The organism is Brevibacillus sp. 7WMA2 (assembly GCF_010748895.1).
Taxonomy (GTDB): domain Bacteria; phylum Bacillota; class Bacilli; order Brevibacillales; family Brevibacillaceae; genus Brevibacillus_B; species Brevibacillus_B halotolerans.
This window is the reverse complement of record NZ_CP048799.1, coordinates 1,150,179-1,169,644: the sequence shown is the minus strand read 5'-3', so window position 1 is coordinate 1,169,644 and position 19,466 is coordinate 1,150,179. Positions and strand designations below refer to the sequence as shown.

General features: G+C 41.3%; 1 protein-coding gene. It reads left to right on the top strand.

What is annotated here, in order from left to right:
• The first annotated feature begins 236 nt into the window (after nt 1-236).
• Complete coding sequence (locus tag GOP56_RS04620) at nt 237-19,415, top strand: non-ribosomal peptide synthase/polyketide synthase (protein WP_163244656.1); 19,179 nt, start codon at nt 237-239, stop codon at nt 19,413-19,415.
• Nucleotides 19,416-19,466 lie beyond the last annotated feature (51 nt).

Sequence of the window (19,466 nt, the reverse complement as noted above, 5' to 3'; positions counted from 1 at the left end):
TGTAATGTAAACATGCACAATTAACCTTTGTTATTTCGTATTTTAGGATTTTTATTTTTTAACTTTCCTGTTATTTTTGGTTTTGTTTATTACTTTTACTTGATAAAATGGTAATAAAAAACAGAATGAAAAGACAGAATATTGATAATTTCACTTTAAAAAATAATGCTACAATTGTAAAAACACAACTTATTAACAAATACTTACACTAAATTCTATTAGGAGGAAAAATTGGGATGCTCAACCACGAACAGATTTACCCGCTCACTCACTCCCAGAAACGTATCTGGTTTACAGAGGAATTTTTTCCTAACACCAGTATTTCAAACATTGGGGGTCTTATTAGGCTACAAGCAGAAAAGCTAGACTATGCCCTGTTGCAAAAAGCAATCCAAACATTTATTCAAATGAATGATTCGATTCGCCTACGCATTATGGTGGATTCTCAGACCAATGAACCAAGGCAGTATATTGCACCTTATCGTGAAGAGGCACTGCCCATCATAGATTTTAGTGATAAAACGACTGAGGATGAGCTCTACTCTTGGGCTAATGAAAGATTTGCAATACCATTTGAACTTATAAACAAACAATTGTTTGAATGTTCCGTCATTAAGTGTAATGAACAGAAAGGGTATATTTACCTAAAAACTCATCACATCATTACGGACGGCATGGCTTATGTTCACATTGTGAATCATATCATTTCCATTTATACAGAATTGCTTGACGGTACAGATGTATTAAACTCCCAAAACATGCATATACCAGCTTCTTTTATCGATTTTATTCACGATGAGGAAAAGTACATAAGCTCAGTGCGTTTCCAAAAAGATCGAGAATTTTGGCATGAGGAGTTTGCTACCTTACCAGAATTTACTGGGTTTAAAGCCTATGACGCTTATTCTGTAAGTACGAAAGCAAAAAGAAAAAGAATCATAGTACCACAGGAATTACGAGATCGGGCACAACAATTTTGCGCAGAAAATAATATTAGTATTTTCACACTATTCATGTCGATGTTTCATGCCTATGTGTATCGTTTGACAGGACAAACAGACATCACCATCGGTACAACCTGCAATAATCGGACACAGCGTAAAGAAAAAGATATGGTTGGTATGCTAGTTAGTACGATGCCGTTTAGGTTTCAAGGCAATCCCGCACAAGATGTTCTTACGTTTATTCGGGATGTAGCCAAGAAGCAGAATAAATTATTTCGTCACCAGAAATATCCATATGATCAAGTCATGCAAAAGGTTCGTGACAAGCATCCTCATGTAAATAGTCTGTTTCGCCTTTTTGCCGGGTATCAAATCCTCGATTTTGAACAAATAGCAGGGGTTCGTTATACAGTAGAACAGTTGTTTGTAGGTCATATGACAGAAGAGATCGCTTTACATATTCAAGAGCATAAAGATAAGGACTTATTGACTATTGAAATAGATTATGTAGCGGAAATGTATACAGAAGATGAAATAAATAGACTGGCTGATCATCTATTACGTATAACCCAAGATTCAATCTCATTCCCAGAGAAGAAGATAGCTGAGCTAGAAATGCTCTCGGAAAGGGAAAAACATAATCTTATTGCTTTATCCAATCAAACTGTGAAGCCATTCCCACAAGAGAAAACGATTCATCAACTCTTTGAAGAGCAGGTGGCAATGAACCCTGAGCAAATAGCTGTCTACTTTGAGGGTTCAAGGCTCACATACCAAGAATTAAATGAAAAGGCAAACCAACTATCCCATTGCCTTCGTGATATGGGAGTCACTACTGATCAGCTAGTAGCCATACTCGCAGATCGTTCTGTGGAAATGATTGTTTCCATGTTAGCTATTCTTAAGGCAGGAGGAGCCTATGTTGCCATAGATCCTGTACATCCATCAGAGCGGATTTCTTACATGCTACAGGATAGTGAGGCCAATATTCTGTTGGCTCAACAACAATATGTAAAAGATATATCGTTTGACGGACACATCCTTGAGCTAGAGGATGAGAAGCTTTTCGTTGGAGATACTGCAAATCCTACATGGTCAGTGCAAGCGACTGATCTTGCTTATGTCATCTACACTTCCGGAACAACAGGTAAGCCAAAGGGGGTTATGGTTGAGCATCGTGGAATTGTCAATTTACAACAATTCCTTTCTACACAATACGGACTCTGCAAGCAGGATCGAGTCGTTCAATATGCTAGCTCCTCTTTTGACGTATCTGTAAAAGAAATCTTCATGTGCTTGCTACACGGTGCTACCTTGTATATTCCGACCAAGGAAACAACACAAGATCCAGCCCTATATGAAAGCTATTTGAGTAATCATCAAATCACAGTGGCCGTATTACCGCCTGTTTTTGCAGTTCATGTAAATGCAGACAAGCTCCGTTCCTTACGTCTCTTATTTACGGGCGGATCTGCAACGACATTAGAAATGGTACGCACTTGGAAAGATCGTGTGATGTATGTAAATGCATACGGTCCCACAGAGGCATCCGTTCAGGCAACGGCATGGCTTGCTGAAGAGCGAGAAGACGGCATAATCTCTATTGGTAAGCCGATTGATAATGTTCAGGTGTATGTTCTTAACTCCGAGCATCAGCTACAGCCTGTAGGTGTAGCCGGAGAACTATGCATAGGCGGTGTGGGACTAGCGCGTGGTTACCTTAACCGCCCTGAGTTAACCCAAGAAAAATTTATCGCTCATCCACTTAAAACTGGTGAGAAAATCTACAGAACAGGTGACCTGGTAAGGTGGATGCCAGATGGCAACATAGAATATCTGGGACGTATGGACGATCAGGTAAAAATTCGTGGTTACCGTATTGAATTACTAGAGATCGAAGCACAAATGCTAGAAATCGAAGAGGTTGTTCAAACTACCGTCATCCCGTTTACCAACGATAATGGACAGACTGACCTATGTGCCTTCTTTGTGGCGACACGAGAAATGAGCGTCCTGGAGCTGCGCCAATCCATTGGGAAAAACCTACCAGCTTACATGATTCCTTCTACTTTTATGCAGCTTGACGAAATGCCGCTTACTGTAAACGGCAAGATTGACAAGAAGGCTCTTCCAAAACCAGAGGGAACGCTCCATACTGGCTTGCCATATGTGGCACCGCGAAATGAGGTCGAGGAATTACTCGCCAGCGCATGGGAAAAAGTGCTCGGCGTAGAGCGTATCAGTATTATGGACAACTTTTTCGAGATCGGTGGAGACTCGATTAAAGCAATTCAAATTTCAGCACGTCTGCATAAAGATGGCTTAAAAGTAGAAATGCGCGATATATTTAAGCATCTATCTATTTCCGAGCTAAGCAAATACGTCAAGGTAGTGAAAAACTCCTATGATCAGGGCATGGTGGTAGGTGATGTTTCGCTTACTCCTATTCAGCATTGGTTCTTCCAGAATCAAAGAAACAATAGACATCATTTTAATCAAGCCAATATGCTGTATCGGGCAGAGGGATTTGATGCTGAAATAATTAGACAGGTGTTTGAGCGCATCATCGAGCACCATGATGCATTACGAATGACCTATTCTACTCTAGAAAATGAAAGCATTCAGCAGGTAAATCAAGCATTCACTGCTGATCGTTTTGATTTTGAAATAATTGATTTGACCGATGAAACAAACGAATCAGTCATAAAAGATCAAATGAAACAGCATGCCGATCGTCTTCAAACAAGCATCGATCTCGAAAATCAGGGGCCGTTGGTTAAGGTAGGTTTGTTTAAAACTACTTCAGGAGATCATTTATTGATCGTGATTCATCACTTGGTTATAGATGGAGTTTCCTGGCGTATTTTATTGGAGGACTTATCAACAGGTTATAGTCAAGCAGCTAGAGGAGAAGCTCTCTTGCTTCCAGCAAAAACAGTCTCGTTTAAAGAATGGTCGAATCAGTTGCAATCCTATGCAGCTAGTAAGGCGTTTCTTAAAGAAAAACCTTATTGGAGACAGTTGGAGCAAACTACAATTCAGCCTTTACCAACTGATGGACCTATTACAAATAATCTCAAAATGGACAGCTCGGATATTCACATAGAACTTACTCCACAACAAACTAAACAGCTATTAAAAGATGTACACCATGCTTATCACACGGAAATCAATGACCTCTTATTGACTGCATTAGGTCTCACAGTGAAAAACTGGACAGGAGAAGAGAACGTACTCCTATTACTCGAAGGACATGGTCGTGAAGATATCATTGCGAATATGGATGTTACTCGTACGATCGGCTGGTTTACATCTGCCTATCCGGTTCTTCTGCCTATCAAAGAAGATGAATTGTCGAAACAAATTAAGCTTACGAAAGAAGCATTAAGAAGCATCCCAAATAAAGGTATTGGTTACGGTATCCTACAATATATAACCCCAAAAGAGCATACTGAATCAATGTCGTTTACGTTACAGCCACAGATTAGCTTTAACTATCTTGGGCAATTCGATCAAGACACTGCAACAGAGGTGTTCACTTCTTCGCAGATGTCTAACGGGGAAGCAATCAGTCCATACTTTGTGCGTAATCAATTACTAGAATGCAATGGTGGAATCTTCAATGGTAAGCTACAAATGATTTTCACCTACAATCATCACGCCTATCATGAATCCACGATTCAACATATTGCCGATCAGTTTAAGACAAATCTGCTCCAACTTGTTGACCATTGCGTGATAAAAACAACAAGCGAGCTGACTCCATCCGATGTAGGGGCCCAGAATCTCTCTATCGAGGAATTCGAAAGCATTCAAGCCATATTACAAGAGATGATTGGTCAGACAAGCATTAGTAAAATATATCCGCTTTCACCTATGCAGGAAGGTATGCTATTTCATTCTGAATTACAGCCTGACAGTCCCGCCTATTTTGAGCAAAATAGCATTCCGCTTCATGGCACCCTTGATCTAGCTCTTCTTGAACAAAGCTTAAACGCAGTACTAGCTCGCTATGATGTATTACGAACTGTGTTTGTCCATCAGGAATTGAAACGCCCGGTACAGGTTGTTCTGCAAGAGCGGAAAACAACCATCCAGTTTGAAGACATTTCTCATTTAGACGAGGCCAACCAGCAATCATATCTTAATTCCTGCAAAGAGAAGGATAAGCAGGAAGGGTTTGCAATCCATAAGGACGTTCTCCTACGACTTACGGTGTTAAAAACAGGGGAGGACACCTATCAATTGCTCGTAAGCTTCCATCATATTATTATGGACGGCTGGTGCTTCGTTCTCGTATTGGATGAACTGATACGAACGTACCATTCCCTGCTGAACAATAGAGCCATTCAGCTTCATGCTGTTTATCCATATAGCGACTATATTGAATGGTTGGAGAAGCAGGACAGAGAAGATGCTCTTTCTTATTGGAAAAATGAACTTCTCGGATATAAGCAGCTAGCTACTCTACCAAAATGGCGCTCGCAGAAAACAAGAAACTACGTTCAAGCTAACCATCTTTTCCATTTTGATAACGAGACGACGCTTGGACTAGAACGATTGGCAAAACAACATCATACTACATTAAACAATGTTTTCCAAAGCCTATGGGGCATTCTTTTAGGTCGCTATAACGGAGTAGACGATGTTGTTTTTGGAGCTGTTGTCTCTGGCCGGAACGCAGATATACAAGGTATTGAACAAATCGTGGGCTTATTTATCAATACGATACCTGTACGTGTGCAGCCTTTTGCCGAACTAAGCTTTACTGAGTTATTACAACAGGTAAAAGAACGTGGAACTGCTGCGTCGCAATTCGACTATTTATCACTTGCCGAAATACAGGCTATGAGCTCCTTAAAGCAAGGATTATTAGACCATCTTCTCGTTTTTGAAAACTATCCAACGCCTGACAAAGAACGAGCTTCCTCCAATCAGCAGAGATTGGATTTTGAGTTTGCAAGGATGGAGGTATTTGAGCAGACAAACTATGATTTCAATGTGCTCGTTGCCCCTTATGATCAGCTATATGTAAATTTTAGATACAACGAACAAATCTATGCACCTCAGCTTGTAGAAAGCATAGCTTCCCACTTGACAGAATTGGCACGTGCGGTTGTTTCCCAGCCAGAAATGAAGCTAGGCAATATCAATATCTTATCTGAGGCTGAGAAACATCAGATCCTTTACGAATTTAATCAAACAACAGCAGATTACCCACGACATAAGACGATACATCAGCTATTTGAAGAAACTGTTGCAAGAATTCCCGACAATTCCGCTGTTTATTTTGAGGATGAAGAATTGACCTATCGTATGTTACATGAGCGTACGAATCAGCTAGCTCGAACATTACGAGCGAATGGTGTAACACCGAACAGTATTGTAGGAATCATGCTTGATCGCTCCTTTGAGATGATAATCGGTATTTTGGGGATTCTGAAGGCAGGAGGAGCCTATCTGCCACTAGATCCGAAGCATCCACAGGATCGTTTAGAATTTACGCTAGAAGACAGTAAGGCACAAATCTTATTAACCCAATCAACATACACTGGACTAGTCGATTTTAATGGTCTTGTCATCGAGATAGATCAACCTGCTGCCTATCACACAGACAGCACCAATCTAGAACATGTGAATCAAGCGACCGATCTTGCTTATGTTATCTATACGTCTGGTTCGACTGGCAAACCAAAAGGCGCGATGATTGAACATACGTCTGTACTTAATCGACTGCTCTGGATGCAAAAAGCATATCCGCTCACTGAAAATGATGTCATCCTGCAAAAGACTCCGTTTACCTTCGATGTTTCTGTATGGGAAATGTTCTGGTGGGCATTTGTAGGAGCCAAGGTGTGCTTCCTCATACCGGAAGGAGAAAAGGATTCGTCTACTATTGTAAATGCAATTGAACACCGGCGTGTGACGACCATTCATTTTGTACCTTCGATGCTTCATGCCTTCCTGGAGCATGTCCATTTACACGTAGCGGAAATCGAAAGGCTGGCAAGCTTACGTACGGTCTTTGCTTCTGGTGAGGCATTGCAAGTCGCACATGTAGAACGTTTCCAATCGCTTCTTCACAATGCGTACCAGACCAAATTAGTGAATTTATACGGACCAACAGAAGCTACTGTAGACGTTTCGGTATTTGAATGCTCCGTAGAAGAAGAGAGAATGGATACTGTACCGATCGGAAAACCGATTGATAATACGCAGTTATACATTGTCAGTAAAGAAAATCAGCTTCAGCCTGTAGGAGTAGCAGGTGAACTTTGCATTGGCGGGGTACAAGTAGCACGTGGTTATTTGAATCGACCGGAGCTAACCATTGAAAAATTTGTTTCGAATCCGTATGTAAACGGCGAACGAATGTATCGTACCGGGGACCTTGCACGATGGATGCCGGATGGAAATATTGAATATTTGGGTCGTATCGATCATCAGGTGAAGATTCGGGGATTCCGTATAGAGCTTGGCGAGATCGAAACCCAGATATTGGCATTTGAGGGTATAAAGGAAACCGTTGTGATTGCAAGTCAAGATAGTCAAGGGGAAAAATATTTATGTGCCTATTTTGTAGCTACGAAAGAAATAGACTCCGCTGAATTGCGGGACTTTTTAGCAAATGATCTACCTAGCTACTTTATTCCAGCACGGTTTATTCAGCTTGAAAAAATGCCGCTTTCTCCAAACGGTAAAATTGACAGAAAAGCGCTGCCCAAAGACGAATTTATTGGAAAAACTGCTGAATATATTGCTCCGCGCACAAAAGTAGAAGAAAAGCTGGTTGTGATATGGCAGGAATTGCTTGGCATCAGTTCTATCGGGATACATGATGATTTCTTTGAACTCGGCGGACATTCTCTCAAGGCTACCATTCTTGCATCTAGATTGCATAAAGAATGTGATGTACAAATTGCATTAAGTGATCTGTTCCAATATAAAACCATAGAGTCACTGGCAACACTGATTACAAATACACAGAAGACTCATTATTCGGAAATACAACCGGTTAAGCCAAGCCAGTATTATTCTGTGTCCTCTGCACAGAAGCGCGTGTTAATTATTGCCCAAATGCAAGGTGCAGAATTAGCCTACAATATGCCTGTTGTATACAAATTAAGTGGTTGTATCGACCGGGATCGATTGGAAGAAGCATGCAAAAATCTGGTACAACGTCACGAAAGTCTGCGTACCTCGTTTGATTGGATTGATGGGGAGCCTGTGCAAATTATTCATCCATCTGTTGATTTCAACATGTCTTGCAAAGAGCTGTCCACTGATCATTCAACTCATGAAAAAGCCATAGCTCGTGCAGTACAGGCATTTATTAGACCTTTTGATCTAAATCAAGCTCCGTTATTTAGAGTGGAATTAGTCACCATAAAAGAAGATGAGCATATCCTCCTGATTGATATGCACCATATCATCTCAGATGGTGTCTCCACAAACATCATACTTCGTGAGCTATCGAAGCTGTATGCCGGGGAACAGCTACCAGGTCAACGAATTCAATACAAGGACTTTGCGGCATGGCAACAAGATCTATATCAGACTGATAGGATGCAAAAGCAAGAGGCCTATTGGTTAAAAACATTTGAAGGAGAAATACCGACACTTCAAATGCCGACAGATTATGCTAGACCATCAATCCAAAACTTTGAAGGAGACATTCTTTCGTTTGACATCGATGCTGATTTGACCAAGAGCCTTCATCAAATCACCTCACAAACGGGTACAACAATGTATATGGTTCTTCTTGCGGCGTTCCAGGTCTTGCTTACTAAATACAGCGGACAAGAAGAAATAATTGTAGGAAGCCCTGTGGCAGGCAGACAACATGCTGATGTTGAGGAAACGGTCGGAATGTTTGTTGGAACACTTGCTCTGAGAGGATTCCCGGCTTTCGAAAAGACATTTACCAGCTATCTTAAAGAGGTAAAAGAAAGCACTTTGCAAGCGTTTGAAAATCAAGATTATCCGTTTGAAGAACTCGTGGAAAAGCTTGATGTTAATCGTGACATGAGCCGCAATCCGTTATTCGACGTTATGTTTGCCTTACAAAACGTCGGCAATGAAATGCTGAAAATAGATGGGGTTGCAACAACTCCTTATGAAGCCATCTTCAATCTAGCTAAATTTGATCTTACATTAGCGGCATTTGAAGTAGGAGAAGAGATCAGTTGCTACGTAAACTACAGTACGAAACTATTTAGAAAGGACACCATTGATCGTTTAGCAGGACATTTTGTGCAAGTATTGCGTTCCATTGTCAATAATCTCGATATTCAAATTTCTCAAATTGACATGGTCACACCAGCAGAAAAAGAACAGCTTCTCTTCACATTTAATGATACTGACAGAGAGTTCGATACCCAAGCAACGATCCAGCAGTTGTTTGATAAACAAGCAGCTTTGTCACCAGAGCAGGTAGCTATTTATTTTGAGGGGAAACAACTCACTTATCAGGAATTAAATGAAAAAGCAAATCAACTGGCACGCCTGTTAATGAGCAAAGGGGTAGCGAAGGACAAGATTGTCGCTATCATGACAAATCGATCAATAGAGATGATTGTATCGATTATAGCCGTACTCAAGGCTGGTGGTGCGTATGTACCAATTGATCCAGTCCATCCGGCAGATCGAATTCAATATATGCTGGAGGACAGCAATGCAAAGGTTCTCCTTACACAGAAGCATCTTATGGACAAAGTGCCTTTTGATGGTAGTATCCTCGATATAGATGACGAAAAACTCTATCAGGGTGAAGTAACTAATGTAGACATACAAGCTTCACCAACAGACCTAGCATACGTGATCTATACTTCAGGTACTACCGGTAAACCAAAAGGGGTTATGGTTGAACACCACGGAATCATTAGCTTGAAAACCTATTACCAATCAGACTTTGACATTGGCTTTGGCGATCGTATGGTGCAATTTGCAAGCTCTTCTTTCGATGTTTCTATCTGGGAAATCATGATTAGCTTACTAACAGGAGCAACATTATACATTCCAACCCAAGATACAATTTACGATCCGGTTGCTTTTGGGGACTATATAGAGGCGCACCAAATTACGATAGGCTTACTACCACCTGTATATATCGGCAACGTGGAGCCAAACAAATTATCATCGATGCGTCTTCTACTAACGGGCGGTTCTGCATCGAATAATGAAATTGTAGCTACTTGGAAGAATCGAACGACCTATATGAATGCCTATGGACCGACTGAATCGTCTGTTATAGCTACTACATGGATTGGTACAGATCGTGAAGATGAGGCTTTACCGATTGGTAGCCCCATTCCAAATACGAAAGCCTATGTTCTTAATAAGCAGAACCAGTTGCAACCGATTGGTGTCTTAGGCGAATTATGCATTAGCGGAGCAGGCCTAGCCCGTGGCTATCTCAATAAACCAGAGCTTACCGAAAAGGTGTTTGTTGAGCATCCATTTGCAGAAGGCGAACGCATGTACAAAACAGGAGATTTAGTAAGATGGCTACCTGACGGAATGATCGAATACTTTGGACGGATAGACGATCAGGTAAAAATACGCGGCTACCGTATCGAATTAGGCGAGATTGAAGCACATTTGCTTTCCCTTGATGAGATCCACGCAGCAGTAGTAATAGCCTTTACGAATGAAGAGGGACAACCCGATTTATGTGCATATATCGTTGCTGATCATGAAATCAATATAGCTGATATAAGACAGCAAATTGGACAGCATTTACCTTCTTACATGATTCCAGCTTACTTTGTGCAGTTAGAAAGCATACCGGTATCAGTAAACGGAAAAGTTGATAAAAAACGATTACCAAAGCCAGCTACATCAAACTCAACTGGTAGAGAATATGTAGCGCCACGAAATGAAATAGAAGCAACACTTGCAAGTATCTGGCAAGCTGTTCTAGGAGTAGAACAGATCAGTATTCATGATAACTTCTTTGAAATAGGTGGGGATTCAATCAAGGCGATTCAAATTTCCTCCCGCCTGCATAAGGAAGGCCAAAGACTAGTAATTAGCGATTTGTTTAAAAATCCGACGATTGCACAGCTAAGTTCGTATGTAAAAGCAGGCACTCAAGCCTTCGATCAAGGATCGGTTGAAGGAAACGTACCACTTACACCAATCCAACGCTGGTTATTCACGGAACACAGTGCAAGCCTGCATCATTTTAACCAGGCGAACTTCCTCTACCGACCAGAAGGATTTAACGTAGAGCATGTTCATCAGGTATTTACCCAAATTGTCCATCATCACGATGCATTACGCATGGCTTATTCCTTTACTCCAAACGATATGGCAAAACAAGTAAATCGAGGAATCAATGACACGGAAGCCTCTTTTACTATAGAAGTTATTGATTTGTTGGAGGAATCAAGCGAAGAACAGTTGGCTGTACGGATTGACCAAGAGGCAAACCGTATTCAAAGCAGTATGGGCTTGCTTCATCAAGGGCCGTTGGTCAAATTAGGCTTATTCAAAACTACAGAAGGTGATCATCTTCTGATCGCCATTCATCATCTTGTCATTGACGGTGTTTCGTGGCGTATCTTACTGGAGGATTTTACAACAGGTTATGAACAAGCACAAAATGGGGAGCCAATCGTTTTCCCTGCGAAGACCGTTTCGTTGCAGGAATGGGCAAAACGATTAGAGGATTACTCTACAAGTAAAGAGCTACTTAGAGAGAAGAGTTATTGGGATCAACTAGAACAAACAAGCATTGATCCGATTCCAACTGATTTCATAACTAGTCATAACCGTATGAAGGATAGTTCTACTCTATCAATGGAACTTTCCGAGACGGATACAGCTCTTCTATTAACAGACGTGCATCGTGCATATCGTACTGAGATGAACGACATCCTGCTAACAGCGCTTGGGATAACGCTTAAAGAATGGACGTCAAATAATGATATAGCTATCTTACTTGAGGGACACGGTCGCGAGGATATCATGGAAGAGATAGACATCAATCGAACAATCGGTTGGTTCACATCTGCCTTCCCAGTCCTGCTACCTATGTCTAAGGTGTCAGACATTTCATACGGAATTAAGCAAGTCAAAGAAACCCTACACAAAATTCCTAATAAAGGGATTGGTTACGGAATACTCAAGTATTTGACCCCAGAAGATCAAAAGCTAGATATGTCGTTTACCATACAACCAGAGATAAGTTTTAATTACTTAGGCCAGTTTGACCAGGAGGTAACAACAGCGGTATTTACCATTTCAAAAATGTCGAGAGGTTGCCTTGTAAATCCAGAGATGAATCGGGAGCAATTAATCGATATTACTGGTGCAACCGTTGGAGGCAAGCTGCAATTGTCATTTGTATATAACCACCTTGCCTTCCAGAAGGAGAGTATTGAAAAGCTAATCGAAGTCTTCACATCAAACCTCCTTCTCATCATCAGACATTGCACAAGCCAATCAACACCTGAATTAACTCCTTCTGACTTAGGTTATGCAGGTCTATCTATTGAAGAGTGGGATACAATTCGAACCTTTGTACTATCTGAATTGAAAACCAATGAAATCAGCAAGTTATATCCACTTTCTCCTATGCAAGAAGGAATGCTATTCCATGCAAACCTAGATACAAATACCTCTATGTATGTGGAGCAATACAGCCTGCCGATATCGGGGCATATGGATCTTTCTAAAATGGAACAAGCCTTTAATTCAATCATCCAACGCTACGACGTGTTACGTTCCATATTTGTACAAAAAGACCTAACACGTCCACTGCAAGTAGTTCTTAATGAGCGCAAAGCCACTGTTCACTTTGAAGATATCTCTGCTTTAGCTCAAGAGGATCGAGTGAACTATACGGAGGACTTTAAACAACAGGATAAAGAACGCGGGTTTAAGCTATCTAGTGATAGACTCATTCGATTGGCCATCCTGCAAACAGCAGCAGAGGAATATCTTATGATTTTAAGCTTCCATCATATTCTTACAGATGGTTGGAGCATACCGATCATCATGGGAGAATTTATTCATACGTACCATTCTCTGCTTAATGCTCTTCCATTATCACTTGGTCCGGTTTATCCGTATAGTGACTACATCAATTGGCTGGAAAAACAAGATAAAGCAGAAGCAATCTCATATTGGAAGGAATATGTGACAGGATACGAACAACTGGCTACAATACCAAAGGAAAGAAAGGCTGAAGCTGTAGAATACAAGACAGAATTGTATGAGTTTTGCTTCGATAAAGCGATGACAAGTGGTTTAGAGCAGATAGCCAAGCAATACCAAACCACTTTAAACAGTGTATTCCAAACGATCTGGGGGATATTGCTAGCTCGATATAATCGTACTAATGATGTGGTATTCGGTGCTGTAGTCTCTGGTCGGAATGCTAATGTTACAGGTATTGAACAAATGGTCGGTTTATTTATCAATTCCATTCCTGTTCGTATCCAACTAGATGCAGAGACACAATTTACTCAAGTATTGCAGCAGGTACAAGAAGATGCCCTTGCTTCTGCTGATTATGACTATCTTTCACTTGCCGAGATTCAATCCACAAGTGAATTACGCCAGGGCTTGCTTGACCATTTGATTGCTTTTGAGAATTATCCGACTCCAGCAGAAGATACCCATATTCATTTAGCTAAAAAGATAGACATTGACTTCCAGCAAATGGAGGTATATGAGCAAACCAACTACGATTTCAATATAGCAGTGGGACCTGGTGAGAAGCTATATATTAAGTTTATGTACAACGCACATGTCTACAACAAGCAAATGATGGAGGGCATTGCAGCTAATCTGCAACAAATCGCCCGAAGCATTCTAGCAGATCCATCTAGTAAAGTTAGTGAAATAGACATTGTTTCTGCTGAAGAAAGACAAAAATTACTAGTGGAATTTAACGATACGCAGGCCCCGTTTGAACAAGACGAGACGATTCCGCAGATTTTTGAAGAGCTGGTCATGAAACATCCACATCATCCTGCTGTTTACTTTGAGGGTGATCAACTAACGTATCAAGAGTTAAATGATAAGGCAAACCAGTTGGCACGAGAATTACTTGCACTTGGAATAGGAACAGACCAAATTGTTGCAGTTATGGCAGACAAAAGCATCGAAATGATTGTGGCGATTATGGCCGTTCTAAAAGCTGGAGGAGCCTATGTCCCAATTGATCCAGCTTATCCAGGTGAGAGAATCGCATATGTCTTAGAAGATAGCCAAGCTAAGGTTCTTTTAACACAAAGTCATCTACTTGAATCTGTTCATATGGATATCGCTACGTATCAGGGCAAAATTGTAGAGCTTTCAGATGATAGGCTGTATCAGGGAGATTCTACTAATCTGAAGCTATCAATCACACCAGCTGATCTAGCATATGTCATCTATACATCTGGAACAACAGGAAAGCCAAAAGGTGTAATGCTGGAGCATCACGGGGTTGTTAAACTAAAACAGCATATTTTTGATCATTACGGCATGTATCAGGAAGATCGCGTTTTACAATACGTTAGTCCTTCTTTTGATGCATCTGTGAAAGAAATTTTTGCTTGCTTGTTACATGGAGCAACGTTGTACGTGCCTAAGAAGGAGACGACTCAAGACCCTGCCTTATTTGAAGATTACGTAAATCGTCATCACATTACTGTGGCGGCCTTACCACCTGTCTTCCTCGTACATGTAAATCCTGATAACATAACAACCTTGCGCCTTTTATTTACAGGTGGGTCTGCAATCACTACCGATCTGGTTCAAGCATGGAAAGACCAAACAGTATACGTCAATGCTTATGGGCCAACTGAAGCGTCTATCCAAGCAACAGGCTGGGTAACAGAAGAAAGAGCAGATGGACTCTTACCGATCGGGCGTCCAATTGATAATACCCAGATCTACATTGTTGGAGTCGATTACCAATTACAGCCGATTGGCATTCCAGGAGAACTTTGCATAAGTGGAGTAGGGCTGGCACGGGGCTATCTCAATCGTCCTGAGCTAACGCGTGAAAAGTTTGTAGACAATCCATTTGTTCCTGGAGAAAAAATGTATCGAACAGGTGATTTAGCAAGATGGCTTCCTGATGGAAATATTGAGTATCTTGGTCGCGTAGATGATCAGGTAAAGGTTCGTGGCTTTAGAATAGAGCTAGGAGAAATTGAAGCCCACCTGCTATCACATGAGGACATTACTGAAGCGGTCGTCCTTGCTCTTACAGATGAGAGAGGACAAACTGATTTATGCGCTTATTTTGTCAGCACGAATAACATAGCCATTACCCAATTGCGTCACTATCTTGAGCAAAGCCTGCCTTCCTATATGATTCCGGCCTTCTTCATTAAATTGGAGAAAATGCCAGTGACACTAAACGGGAAAATCGATAAGCGTAGTCTGCCAAAACCAGACAAAAATGTTGACACAGGATCAGTTTATGTGGCCCCACGCAATGAAATCGAATCTAAGCTGGTTTCGATTTGGCAAGAGGTATTGGGTGTAGAACGAATCAGTGTCCTTGATGACTTCTTTGCACTGGGAGGGCATTCATTAAAAGCGACTGTACTCCTCTCGAAGATTCATAAAGAATTCGAAACAGAGACATCTCTTCGTGAGATTTTTAAACACACAAAACTCGAAGAAATGGCCACACTCATCAGTCAAGGACAGAAGAGTGCCTTTGAGGAAATACACCCTGTGGAGATAGCAGAAAGTTATCCAGTCTCTTCCGCTCAAAAACGCTTACTTATCCTAACACAGCTGGAAGGAGCTGAGCTGAGCTACAATATGCCAATAGCCTTGAGGCTTTCAGGTGATATTGAAGCTGCTCGACTGGAAAGCTCATTCCGAGAACTAATCAATCGTCATGAAAGCTTGCGGACATCTTTTGATTGGACAGATGGACAAATGAGACAGATTGTTCATGAATCTGCAATGTTCCATTTGGTTCATACAGTAGGGTCAGAGGATGAGTGCAATCAAATCGTCTCGACATTTACACAACCATTTGATTTGAATCAAGCACCGCTTTTGAGAGCGCACCTTGTCACTTATAAGGATAAGGAACATCTTTTATTGCTTGATATGCACCATAGCATTTCTGACGGGGTTTCCATGAGTATCATACTCACAGAGCTAGCTAAGATTTATGCAGGAGAAGAACTACCCGCATTATCAATCCAATATAAGGATTTTGCTATGTGGCAACAAAAAATGTTTACATCTGATGAAATGCAGAAGCAAGAGCTGTATTGGCTTGAGAATCTATCCGGCGACTTGCCAGTTCTCCAAATGCCAACAGATTATCCAAGACCGCCTGTTTATAGCTATGATGGTGACAATGTTCCATTTACTGTGGACAAGGAACTTTCAAGCGCTCTACGACAACTGGCCATGGAAACTGGTACGACTATGTATATGGTATTACTAGCAGCATTACAGGTTACGCTTGCCAAATACAGTGGTCAAAATGACATTCTTATCGGTAGCCCGATCGCTGGACGTCCACACACTGATTTACAACAAATTGTCGGGATGTTTGTAGGAACGTTAGTCATGCGTGGGTTCCCAGAAGCCGAGAAGCGTTTTTCGAGCTTCTTAGCTGAGATAAAAGATACAGCGCTTCATGCCTATGAGAATCAAGACTATCCATTTGAAGTGCTGATAGAAAAACTAGACCTCAAACGTGACATGAGCCGTAATCAACTCTTTGATGTTATGTTCACTCTACAAAATATGGATGGTCCAGAAAGCGGTTTATCCTTTGGTGAAGCCAGGGTCTCGTTATATGAAACCAAGCAAAATATGGCGACCTTTGACCTTACTATGACTGCTCATGAATCTGAAGAAGGAATTGGTGTTGATCTAAATTATTGCACGAAATTGTTTAAGCGTGAAAGTATGGAGCGTTTCGCAGACCATTTTACACAGGTACTACGTGCAATTAGTAAGAGCCCTGACGTCATTTTAGCTGATATAGACATGGTGACAGATAGGGAAAAACATCAATTGGTAACAAAATTCAATGATACAAATAGGGATTTCCAATCTAATAAGACGATTCATCAGCTCTTTGAAGCTCAAGCAGAATTACACCCAGCTAATAGCGCTCTCTATTATGAAGGACAAGCTTTGACTTATCAGGAGTTGAATGAAAAAGCAAATCAATTGGCGCGTGTACTGGTTGCAAAAGGGATAAAGGCGGAGGATAACGTAGCAATTATGGCTGACCGCTCTCTTGAAATGTATATCGCTATTTTAGCTGTTCTCAAAGCGAATGGTGTTTATGTCCCAATCGATCCCGCATATCCAATGGAACGGATTCGCTTTATTCTCGAAGACAGTCAAGCACAAATTCTGCTTACACACACAACCGTAGACGTACAAGCTAACATTTCAGACAGCCTTGAAATTATTTCTTTACATGACCAGTCTCTGTTCCAAGGAGAACCACAAAATCTAGCACTGCCAGCTTCACCAAGGAATCTTGCCTATATCATCTATACATCCGGCACAACAGGTAAGCCGAAAGGTGTCATGCTAGAGCATCGTGGAGTGGTTAACCTATTAGATCATATCCAAGCAGAATATGGTGTGAGCGAGCAAGACCGTATCATTCAATACACAAGCCAATCGTTTGATCCATCCATCATGGAAATTTTCTTGGCATTACACAATGGAGCACAGCTATACATCCCTACCAAGGAGACAACTCAAGACCCTGCGTTGTATGAGACATTTATCAATAAACACCTAATAACAGTAGCAGAAATACCTGGAGCATTCGCTAGTGTAGTCAACCCAGAAAGACTCATTTCACTTCGTTTTGTCTCAACAGGTGGCTCTGCCTTGACACCTGGAGTAGCCAAAGCATGGAGAGATTATGTTCGTTTCATCAATGCATATGGACCAACAGAGACTACTATTCAATCAACAGAGTGGGTTGTAGAGGAACGACTCGATGGGGCACTACCGATCGGACGTCCGGTAGCAAATACACAAATCTATATCTTAAATCAAACAAATCAGCTACAGCCTATTGGGGTACCAGGAGAGTTATGCATTGGAGGAATAGGGCTTGCCCGCGGTTATCTCAATCGTCCTGATTTGACAGCAGAGAAGTTCATTACGAACCCATTTGTTGTAGGTGAAAAGATATACAAAACAGGTGATTTAGCTAGATGGCTTCCTGATGGAAACATTGAGTTTTTAGGCCGGATTGATGATCAAGTCAAAGTTCGTGGATTCCGCATCGAGTTGCTTGAAGTTGAATCTCATATTCTAGAGCTTGAAGATATTGCGGAGGCGGTAGTGACTGTTACTCAGGATTTAACAGGTCAAAATCAATTATGTGCATACTTCGAAGCAAAACGGACAATTACGGTTTCCGAGCTGCGAGAGCAACTGGCAAAAACTCTACCAGCCTATATGATTCCTTCTTATTTTGTTCAACTAGAGAGCATGCCGCTAATGGTAAACGGTAAGATTGATAAAAAGGCTTTACCGGCACCTGAAGAAAATATGGTTATCGGTAATGAGTACATTGCTCCGCAGACTGAGATGGAGGAGAAGCTTGCGGTTATCTGGGAAGAAGTGCTTGGTATGAAACAAATCAGTGTAGAGTCGGATTTCTTTGAGCTAGGTGGACACTCTCTCAAAGCAGCTCAGCTTGTCTCCGCTATTAGTAGAGATATCGGAATAGAAATGCCACTTCAGCTTGTATTCCGCTACCGTAGCATTCGCCCACTAGCCGAGAAGCTAACTGTCGTGCAATATGTGCAGGTGGATGAAGAAATTCCTGTTACACTGCTAAATGAAGGAGGAAAACCAATCGTCTTTGCCTTCCCGCCAATCGCTGGTTTAGGTGCTGCATTTAAAGAAATTGCAAGTGAGCTTCCTGATTACTCGATCTATTCATTTGATTTTATCGCGCATGACTATCTGATTAATGAATATGTCGACCACATTTTGAATATCCAACCAGAGGGACCATATCTACTGATGGGGTATTCAGCAGGGGGAAATCTGGCGTTCGAGGTTGCCAAAGTACTAGAAGAAAAAGGTCATCACGTTCAGGGAATCATTCTTTTAGATACGCTAAGGCAGACCGAGTATCAGCTTGTAAATGATGAAGAAATTCGTGAAAATGTAGCACTGATTGATAAAGCAGCAGAAGAGAATGAAATACTCAAGGTAGCGAGCATACGGAACAAAATTGTTCAAAACATCGAGAATTACGGTGCATTGCTCAATACTATCATCAATGACGGTATGGTTGAGGCAAGCATTCACCTCATTTTAGCAAAAGAGATTGAACGGGAAGAGGAACTTAAATGGAAGGAGTCGACGATGGGTACCTACATGGAATACCAGGGCTTTTCTACGCACCATGAAATGGTTGACAAGAAATATGCCAAACAACATGCTTATCTAATTCATGAAATTTTGGAATTGTTGCTGGATCAGGTTAAGGTATCCCATTAAGAAGTAACGTTTACATGGAACTGGGGGTTCATAATATGGGATACTCCCAGT